The organism is Arthrobacter sp. Y3221114 (genome assembly GCF_059092625.1).
Window position 1 is genome coordinate 225,096 of sequence record NZ_JBNHHW010000001.1, and the last position, 16,349, is coordinate 241,444.

11 protein-coding genes and 1 tRNA gene are annotated in these 16,349 nt (G+C 68.0%); 8 read left to right on the forward strand and 4 right to left on the reverse strand.

Annotated elements, in window-relative coordinates:
• The first annotated feature begins 37 nt into the window (after nucleotides 1–37).
• The 4 genes from lgt (at nucleotide 38) to pyk (ending at nucleotide 9,366) form a co-directional block, all read left to right on the forward strand.
• On the forward strand, nucleotides 38–1,252 hold the full coding sequence (lgt, locus tag AC5RV3_RS01050) for a prolipoprotein diacylglyceryl transferase (RefSeq protein ID WP_494120583.1): 1,215 nt from the start codon (nucleotides 38–40) through the stop codon (nucleotides 1,250–1,252).
• 498 nt (nucleotides 1,253–1,750) lie between these two features.
• Entirely contained in the window at nucleotides 1,751–6,382 is a 4,632-nt protein-coding gene (gltB, locus tag AC5RV3_RS01055) for a glutamate synthase large subunit (RefSeq protein ID WP_494120584.1), read from the forward strand.
• Nucleotides 6,375–7,835, forward strand: coding sequence for a glutamate synthase subunit beta (locus tag AC5RV3_RS01060; RefSeq protein WP_494120585.1), 1,461 nt, complete (start codon nucleotides 6,375–6,377; stop codon nucleotides 7,833–7,835). Before gltB ends, AC5RV3_RS01060 begins: the two co-directional genes overlap by 8 nt.
• Before the next feature lie 46 nt (nucleotides 7,836–7,881).
• A complete protein-coding gene (gene pyk, locus AC5RV3_RS01065) occupies nucleotides 7,882–9,366 on the forward strand; it encodes a pyruvate kinase (protein ID WP_494120586.1) in 1,485 nt (494 codons plus the stop codon).
• A gap of 71 nt (nucleotides 9,367–9,437) precedes the next feature.
• On the opposite strand, the gene AC5RV3_RS01070 is transcribed toward pyk, so the two are convergent.
• Complete coding sequence (locus AC5RV3_RS01070; RefSeq protein WP_494120587.1) at nucleotides 9,438–10,031, reverse strand: ANTAR domain-containing response regulator; 594 nt, start codon at nucleotides 10,029–10,031, stop codon at nucleotides 9,438–9,440.
• Nucleotides 10,032–10,169: 138 nt separating this feature from the next.
• Here AC5RV3_RS01070 and AC5RV3_RS01075 point away from each other — a divergent pair.
• Together AC5RV3_RS01075 and AC5RV3_RS01080 are read left to right on the forward strand one after the other, a co-directional pair.
• Nucleotides 10,170–10,250 (forward strand) — tRNA-Leu (locus AC5RV3_RS01075).
• 183 nt (nucleotides 10,251–10,433) lie between these two features.
• A complete protein-coding gene (locus tag AC5RV3_RS01080; RefSeq protein WP_494120588.1) occupies nucleotides 10,434–12,611 on the forward strand; it encodes an elongation factor G-like protein EF-G2 in 2,178 nt (725 codons plus the stop codon).
• 78 nt (nucleotides 12,612–12,689) lie between these two features.
• Here AC5RV3_RS01080 and AC5RV3_RS01085 read toward each other — a convergent pair whose 3' ends face one another.
• The gene (locus AC5RV3_RS01085; RefSeq protein ID WP_494120589.1) at nucleotides 12,690–13,142 is read right to left on the reverse strand and encodes an SRPBCC family protein; all 453 of its coding nucleotides are present in this window, start codon (nucleotides 13,140–13,142) and stop codon (nucleotides 12,690–12,692) included.
• A 211-nt stretch (nucleotides 13,143–13,353) separates the two neighbouring features.
• On the opposite strand from AC5RV3_RS01085, the gene AC5RV3_RS01090 reads away from it, so the two are divergent.
• Nucleotides 13,354–13,785 (forward strand): YybH family protein, encoded by a 432-nt coding sequence (locus AC5RV3_RS01090; RefSeq protein ID WP_494120590.1) that lies wholly within the window; start codon nucleotides 13,354–13,356, stop codon nucleotides 13,783–13,785.
• 18 nt (nucleotides 13,786–13,803) lie between these two features.
• Here AC5RV3_RS01090 and AC5RV3_RS01095 read toward each other — a convergent pair whose 3' ends face one another.
• Nucleotides 13,804–14,478, reverse strand: a complete 675-nt coding sequence (locus AC5RV3_RS01095; protein ID WP_494112517.1) for an alpha/beta hydrolase family protein — start codon at nucleotides 14,476–14,478, stop codon at nucleotides 13,804–13,806.
• Nucleotides 14,479–14,529: 51 nt separating this feature from the next.
• On the opposite strand from AC5RV3_RS01095, the gene ligD reads away from it, so the two are divergent.
• The gene (gene ligD, locus AC5RV3_RS01100) at nucleotides 14,530–15,552 is read left to right on the forward strand and encodes a non-homologous end-joining DNA ligase (RefSeq protein ID WP_494120591.1); all 1,023 of its coding nucleotides are present in this window, start codon (nucleotides 14,530–14,532) and stop codon (nucleotides 15,550–15,552) included.
• Nucleotides 15,553–15,672: 120 nt separating this feature from the next.
• On the opposite strand, the gene AC5RV3_RS01105 is transcribed toward ligD, so the two are convergent.
• Nucleotides 15,673–16,293 carry an L-threonylcarbamoyladenylate synthase gene (locus AC5RV3_RS01105; protein WP_493987341.1) on the reverse strand — a complete coding sequence of 207 codons (621 nt, stop codon included), beginning with the start codon at nucleotides 16,291–16,293 and terminating at the stop codon, nucleotides 15,673–15,675.
• Nucleotides 16,294–16,349 lie beyond the last annotated feature (56 nt).

Consider the following 16,349-nt stretch of genomic DNA (forward strand, 5'->3'; position numbering starts at 1 on the left):
GCCCGACCCGCAAACTCCGGCCAAGAGGACTCACCTGGTGTACAGCACGACTATTGCAACGGCCGTACCGGCATCCATCCCCAGCCCCGGCTGGTCCGGATTCAGCATCGGCCCGCTCACCATCCACGCCTATGCCCTGTGCATCCTGCTGGGCATCGTAGCGGCAATCTGGCTCACGCACCGCCGTTGGAAGGCCCGCGGCGGGCCGGAGGAGTTCATCTGGGACGTGGCCATCTGGGCCATCCCGTTCGGCATTGTCGGCGGCCGCCTGTACCACGTGTTTTCCTCGCCCGATGCCTACTTTGGGCCGAACGGCGACCTCGGCCTGATCCCGCAGATATGGCGCGGCGGGCTGGGAATCTGGGGTGCCGTGGCACTCGGCCTGGTCGGTGCCTGGATTGGCTGCCGCCGGGCCGGCTTCAAGCTGCCGGCCTTCATGGATGCCGCTGCACCAGGGGTACTCCTGGCCCAGGCGATCGGCCGCTGGGGCAACTGGTTCAACCAGGAGCTCTTCGGCGCTCCCACCACGCTGCCCTGGGGGCTGGAGATCGACGCCGACAACCCCAACTTCCCGGCCGACGCGGAACCGGGGACCTTGTTCCACCCCACCTTCCTCTACGAGTCGCTGTGGAACCTGGCCGGGGTGGCCCTGCTGCTGCTCTTGGACAGGCGCTTCAAATTCCGCCGCGGCATGCTGTTCTGGCTGTACGTCGCGTTCTACACCCTCGGCCGGGTTTGGATCGAAATGCTGCGCATCGACGACGCCGAAATGGTCACGCTCTTCGGGATCACCCAGCGGCTGAACGTCTGGACGTCGCTGCTGCTGCTGGTCGCCGCCGTCGTGATCTTCGTTGTGCTGTCCCGCCGCCCGCGCACCGCGGAAACCGACTCCCTGTACCTGCCGGGCCGGGAGCCGTCCGGCGCCGCGGCGGCGGAATCCGGGCAGGCAACGGTCCTGCAGGGGAACGCCTCCAAGCACGACGGCGGTGCGCGAGCCGCGGGAGTCGGATCTTCCGTGATCGCGGGGGAGACGGGGGAAACCCCTGCCGGGACGCCCGACCCGAAGGGCGGGGAGCCTGCCCCACAGGGCGCGGCGCCGGCGGCGCCGGCCGTTGAGCCGGGATCGAAGGACACAAAGCCCACCCCGGACGAAGCGCCGGCAGCCGAGGAAGCAGGGCAGCCTGCGGCGCCCGCCGACGCCGCCGCCGAGAACGACCCGCCCCGGGCGGACAACAACCGCCCCCGGAACTAGTTTCCCCGCGCAGCCGCCGGAACCGTAGCATCCCTACGTTCCGGCGGCTTCGTGCGTTCCGGGCCTCCGATAACAATCCGGAAGGCGGTCGGTAAAAAACCCGAAAAGCCTGTGTCGCGGGGTGCCTGCCGTGCTATCGTCGCTCTACCGCAGAACAGACTCGTTCCGCGGGCCGGTCCCACCCTGACGGGCGGGCCGAACGATCAGTACGCACCTCCCGGACCACCGACCGGGCGCAGGCATGCGGCGTACCGACCACACTGACGTGGATTCTCCGCCGGACAAGGCGCACCACCCAGTGCGGTCCCGGCGGCCGTGGCCGATTGACCGCACAGTTCATCCTGGCGGCCCCCATCCGACCCCTTGGACACCGAATACGCTGTGCGGGGTGAGCTGGCCATAGAATCCCGGTGCATCACCGGCCGGCTTGCCCACAAGCCGCCCGGGCGGGGCCAGCGCCGTCCCCTTCTCACCTACATCCAGGAGAAGGAAGTTCAGATGACTCCTCCGTTCAAGGGGTCCAGCACCCCGCGCAGCCTCGGCGGCGGACACGGGCGCCGGCACACCACAGTGCCCTCGCCGTTCAGTCGTTTCGCCGCCTACCCGGAAAAGTCCGGGCTGTACGACCCCGCCCACGAAAACGACGCCTGCGGCCTCGCCGTGATTGCCACCCTGCGGGGCGAGCCGGGCCACCACATCGTCGACGCGGCGCTGACGGCGCTGCGCAATCTGGAACACCGCGGCGCAGTCGGCGCCGATGAAGGAACCGGCGACGGCGCCGGGTTGCTCACCCAGATCCCCGATGAATTCTTCCGCGCGGTGGTGGGCTTCGAACTTCCGGCGCCCGGCCGGTATGCCGCCGGGACCGCTTTCCTGCCCAGCGACGAGTCTGAAGCGGCGGCGGCGCGGGACGGCGTGGAATCCATCGCCGCTTCCGAAGGCCTGAAGGTCCTCGGCTGGCGCGACGTCCCGGTGGTGGCCGAACTGGTCGGCGCCCTGGCGCGGTCCTGCATGCCCCACTTCGCCCAGGTGTTCCTGGGCCTCGACCCGGCCGATGCCGGCGGCAGCGACGTGGATGCCCGCGTTTTCCGCGTCCGCAAGCGCGCGCAAAACAAGTACGGGGTGTACTTCCCGTCGCTGTCGTCGAAAACCATCGTCTACAAGGGAATGCTCACCACCGCGCAGCTGGAACCCTTCTACCCGGACCTCTCCGACCCCCGCTTCAAGACGCAACTGGGTATTGTCCACTCCCGCTTCTCCACCAACACTTTCCCCTCGTGGCCGCTGGCCCAGCCGTTCCGCACCATTGCGCACAACGGCGAGATCAATACGGTCAAGGGCAACCGCAACTGGATGCGGGCCCGCCAGTCGCAGCTGAAGGGCCCCCTGCTGGGTGAGACGCCGGAAGAGCTCTTCCCGATTTGCACGCCCGGCGCCTCCGACTCCGCCTCTTTTGACGAAGTCGCCGAACTGCTGATGCTCTCAGGCCGCCCGATTACGCACGCGATCATGATGATGATTCCCGAGGCGTGGGAGAACCACGCCACGATGGACCCGGAGCGGCGTGCTTTCTATCAGTACCACTCCATGCTGATGGAGCCGTGGGACGGCCCCGCGGCCGTTTCCTTCACCGACGGCAGGTTCGTTGGCGCGGTGCTCGACCGCAACGGGCTGCGCCCGGCCCGCTACTGGGTCACCGAGGACGGGCTGGTCGTGCTGGCCTCGGAGGTCGGCGTCGTCAACATTGAACCGGCGAAGGTGGTCAGGAAGGGCCGGGTCTCGCCGGGGAAGATGTTCCTGGTGGACACCGAAGCCGGCCGGCTGGTCGAGGACGAGGAGATCAAGGCCGACGTCGCGGCGGCCAACCCGTGGGGCGAATGGCTCAAGGAAAACATGATCCGGCTGGAGGACCTGCCGGAGCGCGAGCACGTGGTGCACACCGCCGCGTCGGTCAACCTCCGCCAGCGGACCTTCGGCTATACGCAGGAAGAGCTGCGGATCCTGCTGGGCCCGATGGCCCGCACCGGCGCCGAGCCGCTGGGGGCCATGGGCACCGACACCCCGATCGCCGTGTTGTCCAAGCGCCCGCGGCTGCTGTTCGACTACTTCGTGCAGTCCTTCGCGCAGGTGACCAACCCTCCGCTGGACGCCATCCGCGAAGAACTGGTGACGTCGCTGCGTTCGTCGATCGGTCCCGACGGCAACCTGCTGGCCACCGGCCAGGTGCGCACCACCCAGGTGTCGCTGAACTTCCCCGTGGTCAACAACGACGAACTGGCCAAGATCGCCGCGATGGCAGACGAGGAAGGCAACCGCCTCACGCTGAAGGTGAGTGGCCTGTACCGGCCCGACGGCGCCGCCGCCGAGTTGGCTGCCCGGCTGCAGGAAATCTGCGAAAAGGTTTCCGGCGCCGTCAACCGCGGCGTGAAGTTCATCGTGCTCTCGGACCGGGACTCGAACGCCCAGTGGGCGCCGATCCCGTCGCTGCTGCTGACCAGTGCCGTGCACCACCACCTGCTCAAGAGCGCCAACCGGACCAAGATCTCGCTGCTGGTGGAAGCCGGCGACGTGCGGGAGGTCCACCACGTCGCCGCTCTCATCGGGTACGGCGCTTCCGCCGTGAATCCGTATCTGGCGATGGAAAGCTGCGAGGAACTGGTGCGCAACGGCGACATCCAGGGCGTCAGCGAAGCCCAGGCCGTGCAGAACCTGATCAAGGGCCTGGGCAAGGGCGTGCTGAAGATCATGTCCAAGATGGGCATCTCCACCGTCGCCTCCTACTGCGGCGCCCAGACGTTCGAAGCCATCGGACTCGCCCAGTCTTTGGTGGACCAGTACTTCGCCGGAACGCAATCGCAGCTCGGCGGCGTGGGCCTGGACGTCATCGCCGCCGAGGCCGCGGCCCGGCACGCCCAGGCCTACCCCTCCGACGGGATCGAAGACCCCCACCGGACCCTCGAGAACGGCGGCGAGTATCAGTGGCGCCGTGAAGGACCGCCGCATCTGTTCAACCCGGAGACGGTGTTCCGGCTGCAGCATGCCACCCGCGAACGGCGCTACGACGTGTTCAAGGCCTACACCCGCGGCGTGGACGACCAGGCCAAGGAGCTCATGACGCTCCGCGGCCTGTTGAAGTTCAAGGCCGGCACCCGCCCGCCCGTGCCGCTGGAGGAGGTTGAACCGGTCTCCAGCATCGTCAAGCGTTTCTCCACCGGGGCCATGAGCTACGGCTCCATCTCGCAGGAGGCGCACGAGACGCTGGCCATCGCCATGAACCGGCTGGGCGGGAAATCGAACACCGGCGAGGGCGGCGAGGACGTCGACCGGCTGCTGGACCCGGTGCGCCGGTCGGCCATCAAGCAGGTGGCGTCCGGCCGGTTCGGCGTCACCAGCCTGTACCTGACCAACGCCGAGGACCTCCAGATCAAGATGGCCCAGGGAGCCAAGCCCGGCGAGGGCGGCCAGCTGATGAGCCAGAAGGTCTACCCGTGGGTGGCCCGGACCCGGCATTCCACACCGGGCGTCGGCCTGATCTCGCCGCCGCCGCACCACGACATCTACTCGATCGAGGACCTGGCGCAGCTGATCTACGACCTGAAGCGTTCCAACCCCTCGGCACGCGTGCACGTGAAGCTGGTGGCCGAAGTCGGGATCGGCACCGTGGCGGCAGGCGTGACCAAGGCGAAGGCCGACGTCGTCCTCGTATCGGGGCACGACGGCGGCACCGGGGCCAGCCCGCTGAACTCGCTCAAGCATGCCGGCGCGCCCTGGGAACTGGGGCTGGCCGAAACGCAGCAGACGCTGATCCTCAACGGCCTACGGGACCGCGTGGTGGTGCAGGTGGACGGGCAGTTGAAGAGCGGCCGCGACGTGATGGTCGCGGCGCTGCTGGGCGGCGAGGAATTCGGCTTCGCGACCGCGCCGCTGGTGGTCTCCGGCTGCATCATGATGCGCGTCTGCCATCTGGACACCTGCCCGGTGGGGGTTGCCACGCAGAACCCGGAACTCCGCCGCCGCTTCACCGGCAAGCCCGAGTTCGTGGTGAACTTCTTCGAGTTCATTGCGGAGGAGGTGCGCGAGCTGCTGGCCGGACTGGGCTTCCGCAGCCTGGCAGAAGCCATTGGCCACGCCGAGCTGCTGGACACCCGCGAAGCGGTCGACCACTGGAAGGCCGACGGCCTGGACCTGGCACCGATCCTGCGCGGCTACGGCACCGACTCCGACGTCCCGCTGCGCAACATGACCACGCAGAACCACGAACTGGACAAGCACTTCGACAACCAGCTGATCGCCATGAGCTCCGACGCGCTGACCCACCGCGAACCGGTGCGGATCAGCCTGGACGTGATCAACACCGACCGGTCCGTGGGAACGATGCTCGGCCACGAAGTGACCAAGCGCTTCGGCATCGAGACCCTGGCGGACGACACCATCGACGTGACCCTCACGGGCCAGGCCGGACAGTCACTGGGCGCCTTCCTGCCCGCCGGCATCACCCTGCGGCTGCTCGGCGACTCGAACGACTACGTCGGCAAGGGACTTTCCGGCGGCCGGATCATCGTCCGGCCGGACCGGGCCAACACGTTCGTGTCCGAACACAACGTGATCGCGGGCAACGTCATTGGTTACGGTGCCACCAGCGGGGAGATGTTCCTGCGCGGCCAGGTGGGCGAGCGGTTCCTGGTGCGCAACTCGGGCGCCACCGCCGTCGTCGAAGGAATCGGCGATCACGGCTGCGAGTACATGACCGGGGGACTGGCCCTGGTCCTGGGCCGGACCGGACGCAACTTCGGCGCCGGCATGTCCGGCGGCGTGGCCTACGTGCTGGACCTGGACCGGAGCCGGCTCAACACGCAGAGCACGGACAACGGCGAATTGCAGCTGCTGCGGCCGGACCCGGTGGACGAAGAAATAATTGCCGCCCTGCTCAAGAAGCACGCGGAGGAAACCGGCTCACGGCTGGGCGCGCGCCTGCTCGAGGACCTCGAAGACACCCTGACCCGCATCACCAAGGTGCTGCCGCGCGACTACGCGGCGGTGCTGCAAGCCCGGGCGAACGCCGAAGCCGAAGGGTTGGACCCCGACGGCGACGTTGTCTGGACCCGAATCCTGGAGGTAACCGGTGGCTGACCCACGCGGATTTATGAAAGTGCGGGAACGCCAGACCCAGCCCCGCCGTCCGGTCCCCGTGCGGATCATGGACTGGAAGGAAGTCTACGAAGCGCAGGAGAAGGGCGTGCTCCGCAGCCAGGCCGGCCGCTGCATGGACTGCGGCATCCCGTTCTGCCACCAGGGCTGCCCGCTGGCCAACCTGATCCCGGAGTGGAACGACCTGACCTGGCGCGGCAAGGACCAGGAAGCGATTGAGCGGCTGCACGCCACCAACAACTTCCCGGAATTCACCGGCCGGTTGTGCCCGGCGCCGTGCGAGGCGGCCTGCGTGCTGGGCATCAACCAGCCGGCGGTGACGATCAAGCAGGTGGAAGTCTCCATTATCGAGGAAGCGTTCGACCAGGGCTGGGTGACTCCGCACGCGCCGGAGCGGTTGACCGGGCACACGATCGCCGTCGTCGGATCCGGTCCCGCTGGGCTGGCGACGGCGCAGCAGCTGACGCGGGCCGGCCATACGGTCGCGGTGTACGAGCGCGACGACAAGGTGGGCGGCTTGCTGCGCTACGGCATTCCCGACTTCAAAATGGAGAAGCACTACCTCGACCGCCGGCTGGAGCAGATGCGTGCCGAGGGCACCCGGTTCCGCACCGGGATCGAGGCCGGCAAGGACATCAGCTGGGACCAGCTGCGCCGCCGCTACGACGCCGTGGTGATCGCGACCGGTGCCACCGAGCCGCGGGACCTGCCGATCCCCGGGCGCGGGCTGTCCGGCGTGCACTTCGCCATGGACTACCTGGTGCAGGCCAACCGGGTGGTGGCCGGCGAGGCGGTCCCGGACCAGATCGACGCCCGGGGCAAGCACGTGGTGATCTTGGGCGGCGGCGACACCGGCGCGGACTGCCTCGGCACGGCGCACCGGCAGCAGGCGGCATCGGTGACCACCCTCGCCATCGGCAAGCAGCCGCCGGCCCAGCGTGCTTCGCACCAGCCCTGGCCGACGTTCCCCACCCTGTTCGAAGTGGCCAGCGCCCACGAGGAAGGCGGCGAGCGGACCTACCTCGCCTCCACCGTGGAGTTCGTGGGCGAGAACGGCGTGCTCACCGCGCTGAAGGTCGCCGAAACCGAGTTCGTGGACGGCCGGCGTGTGCCCAAGCCCGGCACCGAGCGGGAGATCCCGGCGGACCTGGTGTTCCTGTCCCTGGGCTTCACCGGGCCGGAGCAGGCCGGGCTCGGCGCGCAGGTCAACGCGGCCTTCGACGAGCGAGGGAATGTCGCCCGCGACGGCGGCTACATGACCGGCACCAAAGGTATCTTCGTGGCCGGCGACGCCGGGCGCGGACAGTCCTTGATTGTGTGGGCGATCGCCGAAGGGCGCGCCTGCGCGGCCGCCGTCGACCAGTGGTTGACCGGAAGTACGCGGCTGCCGGCCCCGGTGGCCCCGGACGACCGTGCGATCGCGGTGCTGCCCTAGCGGGGCACGCCCTGCGCAATGGCCGCATTCTGATTAGGGTAGGGATATGAGACGCGCAAAAATCGTTGCAACCTTCGGCCCTGCCATCGCCAGTTACGAGAGCACCTTGGCTGTCCTCAAGGCCGGCGTGGACGTGGCCCGGATGAACATGAGCCACGGCGACTACGGCGTGCATCAGCAGACCTACGACAACGTCCGCAAGGCTTCGGCCGAACTGTCCAAGCCGGTGGGCATCTTCGCCGACCTGCAGGGCCCGAAGATCCGCCTGGGACGCTTCGTGAACGGCCCCCACCACCTCGCGGTGGGGGACCGCTTCACGATCACCACCGAAGACGTGGAGGGAACCGCCGAGCAATGCTCGACCACGCACAAGGGCTTGCCGGGCGACGTCAACGTGGGCGACTCCCTGCTGATCGACGACGGCAAGGTGGCGCTCAAGGCCATCGAGGTCGACGACGTCAAGGTGGTGACGGAAGTCACCGTGGCGGGTGCGGTGTCCAATAACAAGGGCATCAACCTGCCCGGCGTGGCGGTCAATGTCCCGGCCCTGAGCGAGAAGGACGAGGAGGATTTGCGCTGGGCGCTCAAGACCGGCGTCGACATGGTGGCCCTGTCCTTCGTACGCAACGCCGCCGACGTCCAGCGGGTCCACGAGATCATGGACGAGGAGGGACGCCGCGCCCCGGTCATCGCCAAGATCGAGAAGCCGCAGGCCGTGGACGCCATCGAAGAGATCATCGACGCGTTTGATGCCATCATGATCGCCCGCGGCGACCTGGGCGTGGAGCTGCCGCTGGAGGACGTGCCGCTGGTGCAGAAGCGCGCCGTCGAACTCGCCCGCCGGTGGGCGAAACCGGTGATCGTTGCCACCCAGGTGCTCGAATCGATGATCGACAACCCGCGGCCCACCCGGGCGGAAGCATCGGACTGCGCCAACGCCGTGCTCGACGGCGCCGACGCGGTCATGCTCTCGGGCGAAACCAGCGTGGGCAAGTACCCGCTGGAGACGGTCCAGACCATGGCCCGGATTATCGAATCCACCGAGCAGCACGGGCTGGACCGCGTGCCGCCGCTGGGCAGCCAGCCGAAGACCCGCGGCGGCGCCATCACCCGGGCGGCCGTGCAGATCGCCGACCAGCTCGACGCCAAGTACATCTGTACCTTTACCCAGTCCGGGGACTCGGCCCGCCGGCTCAGCCGGCTGCGCCCGGCGCGGCCGGTGTTCGCGTTCACCCCGCTCCAGTCCACCCTGAACGTGCTCTCGCTGACCTGGGGCATCCAGCCGCTCGTCGTCGAGTTCGTCGAGCACACGGACCACATGACCGCCCAGGTGGACCGGATCCTCTACGAGCGCGGGCTGGTGGACATCGATGACCTGGTCGTCATCGCCGCCGGTTCGCCCCCGGGCAAGGCCGGTTCCACCAACTCTCTGAAGGTGCACCGCGTGGGCGACCTGGCGGATGCAGGCGAACTGCTGGACGGCCAGTCGCACCCGCGGCCGGAGCGGGTCGGCCCCTGGCCGACGTCGTAGGCGAAGGGCCGGTGTAGGCCACGGACAGAAGAACGGCCTCCGGATCATTCCGGAGGCCGTTCCCGTTTGCCTTAGTTCACCTGGTTGATGATTGTCTCGGCGACTTCGCGCATGCTCAGCCGGCGGTCCATCGACGTCTTCTGGATCCAGCGGAACGCTTCCGGCTCGGTCAGGCCCATTTTGGTTATGAGCAGGCTCTTGGCCCGCTCCACCAGCTTCCGGGTCTCGAACTGCTCCTGGAGGTCGGATACCTCGGACTCCAGGGCGGCGAGCTCCTCGTGGCGGGAGAGCGCGATCTCGATGGCCGGAATCAGGTCCGCCGGAGTGAAGGGCTTCACCACGTACGCCATGGCACCGGCGTCGCGGGCGCGTTCCACCAGCTCTTTCTGGCTGAACGCGGTCAGCAGCACCACCGGGGCAATGCGTGCCTTGACGATCTGCTCCGCCGCCGAGATGCCGTCCATCACGGGCATCTTCACATCCATGAGGACCAGGTCCGGCTTCAGTTCCTGGGCAAGTTCCACTGCCTTTTCGCCGTTGTCGGCTTCGGCAACGACGTCGTAGCGCTCGCCCCTGAGGATTTCGACGATATCCAGGCGGATCAGTGTCTCGTCCTCCGCGACGACGACGCGGCGAGCGGGGACAGACTCGGTTTGTTCAGACACTGGCGCTCCTAGGGTGTTGCGTTGCCATTGATTTGGCGTCGGTTCCGTGAAATAGCCTATCGGCATGTAGAGTAGATTCGCGCACCGGGGAGCATGACGGTTTTCACAGTTGGAGACCGGCTTCGCGACCGGCGCATTGCCCGAGTGGCGGAATGGCAGACGCACCGCACTCAAAATGCGGCGGGTAAAACCGTGTGGGTTCGAATCCCACCTCGGGCACAAAAGGCTCCCTTCGGGGGGGCCTTCTTGTTTTAGCGGTGATGCCCTCGGGCCGGGAATGTGCAGGACTCCGGGAAGACTGCGACGACCACGCCCTTGCCGCTGCCCCCCTTCCGGGTGTCGAATCTGTTAAGAGCAGGTGAGTGCGCAGGACGATGATGCCTACGACGCCAGGAGGCGCTCATGTCGGGGAAATCGGCCAACGGGTTGGCGAAGGGTTCTGGACGGAGCGCCGATCTGCGGCGGGCGGAGGACTCCGCCGCGGCGACGGCGTCCCGGCCGGAGCAAATCCGCAACGTGGTGCTCGTGGGCCACTCCGGTGCCGGGAAGACGATGCTCGCGGAGGCCATGCTGGCGGCGGCGGGAGCCACGAACCGGATGGGTTCCATTGTGGACGGCACCACCGTCAGCGACTCGGACCCCTCGGAGATCCACCAGCAGCGTTCCGTCGTGCTCTCCGTCCTTCCCTTTATGCACGACGACGTCAAGATCAACCTCCTGGACACGCCGGGCTATTCGGACTTCACGGGCGAACTGCGTGCCGGTCTTCGCGCCGCCGACGCGGCCCTGTTCGTGGTGTCCGCCGTGGATGGGGTCGATGCCGCCACCACCGCGCTGTGGGCCGAATGCCAGGGCGTCGGGCTGCCGAGGGCGGTGACCATCAGCCGGCTGGACCACCCGCGGGCCGACTTCGACGCGGCGCTGGACGGCTGCCGCCGCGCCTTCGGCGATTCGGTGCAGCCGCTGTACCTGCCGGTGCGCAACGGGGCGGAGCTGACCGGGTTGCACGGACTGCTGTCCGGGACTGTATCGGACTACAGCGACGGGGAACGCCACCCCGCCTTCCGCCCCGCGGACGCCGGGGAACTGGAGGGCGCCGAGGAAGCGCGCAGCGCCCTGATCGAAGGGATCATTGCCGAGAGCGAGGACGAGTCCCTGATGGACCGCTACTTGGGCGGCGAGGACATCGGCCTCGACGTTCTGCTCTCCGACCTGGAGACCGCCGTCGCGCGCGGATCGTTCTACCCGGTGCTGGCCACCTCCTCGGAGACAGGGCTGGGCATCGCGGAGCTGTTGGACATGCTCAAGCGGGCGTTCCCGTCCCCCCGTGAGCGCCCGTTGCCGGCAGCGGCGGGACTCTACGGTTCGCGGAGCACCACGCTGCGCTGTGATCCCGACGGTCCGCTCGCCGGCGAAGTGATCCGCACGACGACGGACCCGTTCCTGGGCCGGGTCTCCCTGGTTCGGGTTTTCTCGGGCACCCTGCGGGATGACTCCGCCATTCACGTGTCCGGACACGGGCTCGCCGACCGGGGCCATGCCGACCACGACAGCGATGAACGGGTCACGCACCTGCACGCCCCGCTCGCCTCGAGCTTGCGGTCGGTGTCCTATTGCATCGCCGGCGACATCTGCGCGCTGACGAAGATCGGCACCGCCGAGACCGGGGACACGGTGTCGTCGAGGGAACAGCCGATGCTCATCCAACCGTGGGACATGCCGGAACCCCTGTTGCCTGTCGCGGTGGAGGCTGCCACGCGCAACGATGAGGCCGCCTTGGCGAAGAGCCTGGCCAAGGTGGCCGCGGGCGACCCGACCCTGCGGGTAGAGCGCCATGCGGAGACGCACCAACTCATCCTGTGGTGCATGGGCGAATCGCACGCCGAGGTGGTGCTCGACCGGCTGCGCGGGCAGGGCGTGAACGTGCAGACGGTCGACGTCGTCACGCCCCTGCGCGAAACGTTCGCGGCGGCGGCCACCGGACGCGGACGCTACGTCAAGCAGTCCGGCGGGCACGGCCAATTCGCCATCTGCGAGATTGAAGTCGAACCGCTCCCGCGCGGCACCGGGTTTGAATTCGTGGACAAGATCGTCGGCGGTGTCATCCCGGGGCCGTACATCGTGTCCGTCGAGAAAGGGGTCCGGGCGCAGATGGAGAAAGGCGTCTCCGCCGGTTTCCCCGTCGTCGACATCCGCGTGACACTGGTCGGCGGCAAGACCCACAGCGTCGATTCCTCCGACGCGGCCTTCCAATCCGCGGGTGCCCTGGCCTTGCGGGAAGCCGCTGCGGCGGCGCGCATCCAGTTGCTCGAGCCGGTCTCCGCCGTGACGATCACAGTTCCCGACGGCTATGTGGGAGCGGTGATGAGCGACCTGTCCGCCCGGCGCGGACGCCTGACCGGATCGGATTCAGCCGGCGGGGAGCTCACCGAAATCAGCGCGGAAGTCCCGGACCAGGAATTGCTGCGCTACGCCATCGACCTGCGTGCCCTGACCGGCGGCACCGGACGCTTCCGGCGCGCGTACCTGCGGCACGATCCGGTGCCTACGGCAGCGTCGACCGGCGTCGGGCAACGGTAAGGCTGTCGGCCGGGACGGACCGGGTCACCCGCCACCGGGGTCGGGCAACGATAAGGCTGTCGGCCGGGACTGGCCGGGTCACCCGCCGGAGTGGAGAACGCGGGCGAGTTTTGCCAAGGCGTCCGTCCAGCCGGCCCGGTGAAGGCCGAGGCGTTCTTCCGTAGCGAACCCGCCCTGGGAGAGAGCAAGCCGTGTGCGGCCTTTCACGGGTTCGAGGGACAGCGTGACGATGGTTTCGCGGTCATTGGGCACGGGCTCCTCCCACCGGAAGGAGTAGGCGAGGCGGCGCGGAGGGAAGATCTCGAGAAACTCGCCGGCGAGGTGGAAGGGCGGGCCGTCGGGCGGGTTCATGGTCAGCCGGTAGGTGCCGCTTGGCCTTGCGTCGAGCATGACCTCGGGTGGTGTGAAACCTTCCGGGCCCCACCATTTGGCCACCTCGACCGACTCCGTCAGCATCCGGAACACCAGTTCGCACGGCGCGGCCAGGACCATCTCCAGCTCCAGTACGAGACCGCCAGGATGCTCGTTCATCGGACGCGGCCCCTTCCGGCACGGACCTGCAGCTGGGGGCGTGCGGGACCCTGGCCCGACCATCGTAGTCCCGCGGTCCGGCCCCGGCTAGGAGGCCCTGGACCGGAGCCAGCGCGGGTCATGGACATCCTCGGATGCCGGTGGGAGCATGGCTGTATTCGCGCCCCGGCCGCCGGTGCGGCTCCGGCGGGAGGCAGCGGCTGGAGGAAACATGCCAGGATCCGATCTTCATCTGGTTGCCGAGCGTTATCACAGCGCGCTGGACGCGTTCGTGCAGGGAAATCCCGCTTTGGTGAAGGACCTGTTTTCGAGGCAGGAAGAGGTCACGCTTGCCAATCCGCTCGGCCCGCCCGCCCGTGGCTGGGAAGAGGTCGAGGCGGCCATGGACCGGGCGGTATCGCATTTCAGCGAGGGCGAGCCGATCCGGTTTGAGCGTATTTCCACGTACATCGGGACAGACCTGGGCTACATCGTCGAAATAGAGCGGACCCGGGTGAAGGTCAACGTGTCCGACGCGGCGTCCCCGGTCTCGCTGCGCGTCACGACGATATTCCGGCTGGAGGACGGCACCTGGAAGATCATCCACCGTCATGCCGATCCCATAACTTCCCCGCGGCCCATCGACTCCATTGTCGAGCAGTAACAGGCAGGCAGCTGGCGGTCAGGCGCCGCCGACCGCCGAGCGCAGGAATTCGGCGGCAGGGCCGGCGAGCGAGGCCCCGATCTCGGCTGCTCCGCGTTTCCGGCCTTTGACGTCGAAGGAATGGTCGCCGCCTTCCTGCCAGGCGAGCACGGCGTTCGGACCGATGCGTTCGACGACGGACTCGAGCAGTTCCCGGGTTGCGAAGGTATCGCGGGTGCCCTGCAGGAACAGCATGGGCAGCGTGAGGCCATACAGATGCTCGTCCCGAAGCTTGTCCGGTTTCCCCGGCGGGTGCAGCGGATAGCCCAGGTACACGAGACCGGCGGCCGGCATTCCCTCCGCCACGGCCATCGACGCCATGCGGCCGCCGAACGATTTGCCGGCCGCCCACAGCGGTTCGCCGCCGGAGCGTGCGGCCGCTTCCCGCATGGCCGAACGCCACGCCACGATGGCAGCCGGCGGGCGGTCCGGAAACTTCCTGCCGGCCTCCCGGTAGGGGAAGTTGAAGCGCAAGGTGGCCACGCCGTCGTCGTTCAAGGCGCGGGTGAAACCCGACAGGAACGGGTGGTCCATGCCCGCGCCGGCCCCGTGGGCCACCACCAGCGATGCGAAGGGGGACCCGGGACGGGCGTAGACACCGGAGACGGTGGTGTCGCCGACGTCGATGGTCACGGGGGACTCGGTGATAGGCATGCTCCCATCATGCCCTCGCCAGAAGCGACGTGGGTGTGTTTAGGTGTTCCCATGGCCAGCGAACAGACAACGTTGACGGTCGACGGACCGCACGGCGAGCGCGAGGTGCGCATTTCCAGTCCGAGCCGGGTGATGTGGCCCGAACTGGGGATCACCAAACTGGATCTGGCGCGTTACATCGCGGAGGTGGGCGAGGCGTTCGTCCGCGCGAACGGCGATCGCCCGGTGTCGCTGCAACGGTTCTCCGACGGGATCGACGGCGAACAGTTCTTCTCCAAGAATCCGCCCAAGGGCGCGCCCGAGTTCGTGCGGTCGGTGATGGTGGTCTATCCGAGCGCCCGTTCGCACCCGCAACTGGTCCTCGACGAGCCCGCAGCGGCGGTGTGGGCGGTGCAGATGAACACCGTGGTGTTCCACCCGTGGCCGTCGCGCGCGGGGAACTCCGACAACCCGGACCAGTTGCGCATCGATTTGGATCCGCAGCCGGGGACCTCGTTCGACGACGCCATCCCGGTGGCGATCGAACTGAGGTCGGTGCTGGCGGAGGCCGGACTCAACGCGTTCATCAAAACCTCCGGTAACCGCGGGCTGCACATGTTCGCGCCGATCGAGCCGACGCACGAATTCCTGGATGTACGCCATGCCGTCATCGCGGCGGCGCGGGAGATCGAGCGGCGGATGCCCAAGCAGGTGACGACCTCCTGGTGGAAGGAAGAGCGCGGGGAACGGATCTTCGTGGACTTCAACCAGGCCAACCGCGACCGGACCATGGCGGGTGCCTACAGCCCGCGGGCCCTGCCCAACGCGGCGGTGTCCTGCCCGATCGAATGGGACGAACTCGAGACGGCCGACCCGAATAACTTCACGATCGCCACGGTTCCGGACAGGTTGAAGACAACCGGCGACCCGTGGGCCCGCATGCATGATGAGCCGGGCAAGATCGACGTCCTGCTCCAGTGGTGGGAACGCGATCTCGCGGCGGGCCTGGGGGAGATGCCCTTCCCGCCCGACTATCCGAAGATGCCGGGCGAGCCGCCTCGGGTGCAGCCCAGCCGGGCGCGCAAGAAGGACTGACCGCGCGGAACCTGCACGTCCCGCCCTCGGCGCCGCCCCCAACGGCCGGACGGCCGTTAGCTTGGCGTGTCTGCCGGCACGGCGAGCCGTCAGCTTGGCATGTCCGCCGGCCCCATTGGCCTATTCGAAGCGGGACGGGTCGCCGGCACCGTAACGGACTACCTCGGCAGTGCCGCCGGAAAAGTCGACGACGGTGGACGGCTCGGACCCGCAGTCCCCGCCGTCCACAACGGCGTCCACCACATGATCGAGCCGGTCCTTGATCTCCCAGCCCTCGGTCAGCGGCTCCTCCTCGTCCGGCAACAGCAGTGTGCTGGAAAGCAGCGGCTCGCCCAGCTCCGCAAGAATTGCCTGCGCGACGTTGTTCGCCGGAATGCGGACGCCCACGGTCTTTTTCTTCGGATGCAGCAGCCGGCGGGGAACCTCCGCGGTGGCCGGCAGTATGAAGGTGTAGCTGCCCGGAGTCACGGCCTTGATGGCGCGGAAAACGTTGTTGTCGACGTGCACGAACTGGCCCAGCTGGGCAAAGTCCTTGCAGACCAGGGTGAAGTGGTGCTTGTTGTCGAGCCGGCGGATGGTCCGGATCCGTTCCAACGCGTCCTTGTTGCCCAGTTGCGCACCGAAGGCATAGCAAGAGTCGGTCGGGTACACGATCAGCGCGTCGGACCGGACAAGGTCCACAATCTGGCCGATCGATCGCGGCTGGGGATCCTGAGGGTGGACGTCGAAGTATCTCGCCATTCCCTGAGCTTACGACTCAGGGCGCGGTTGATGCAGGAGCGGCGCATCTTGCGCCG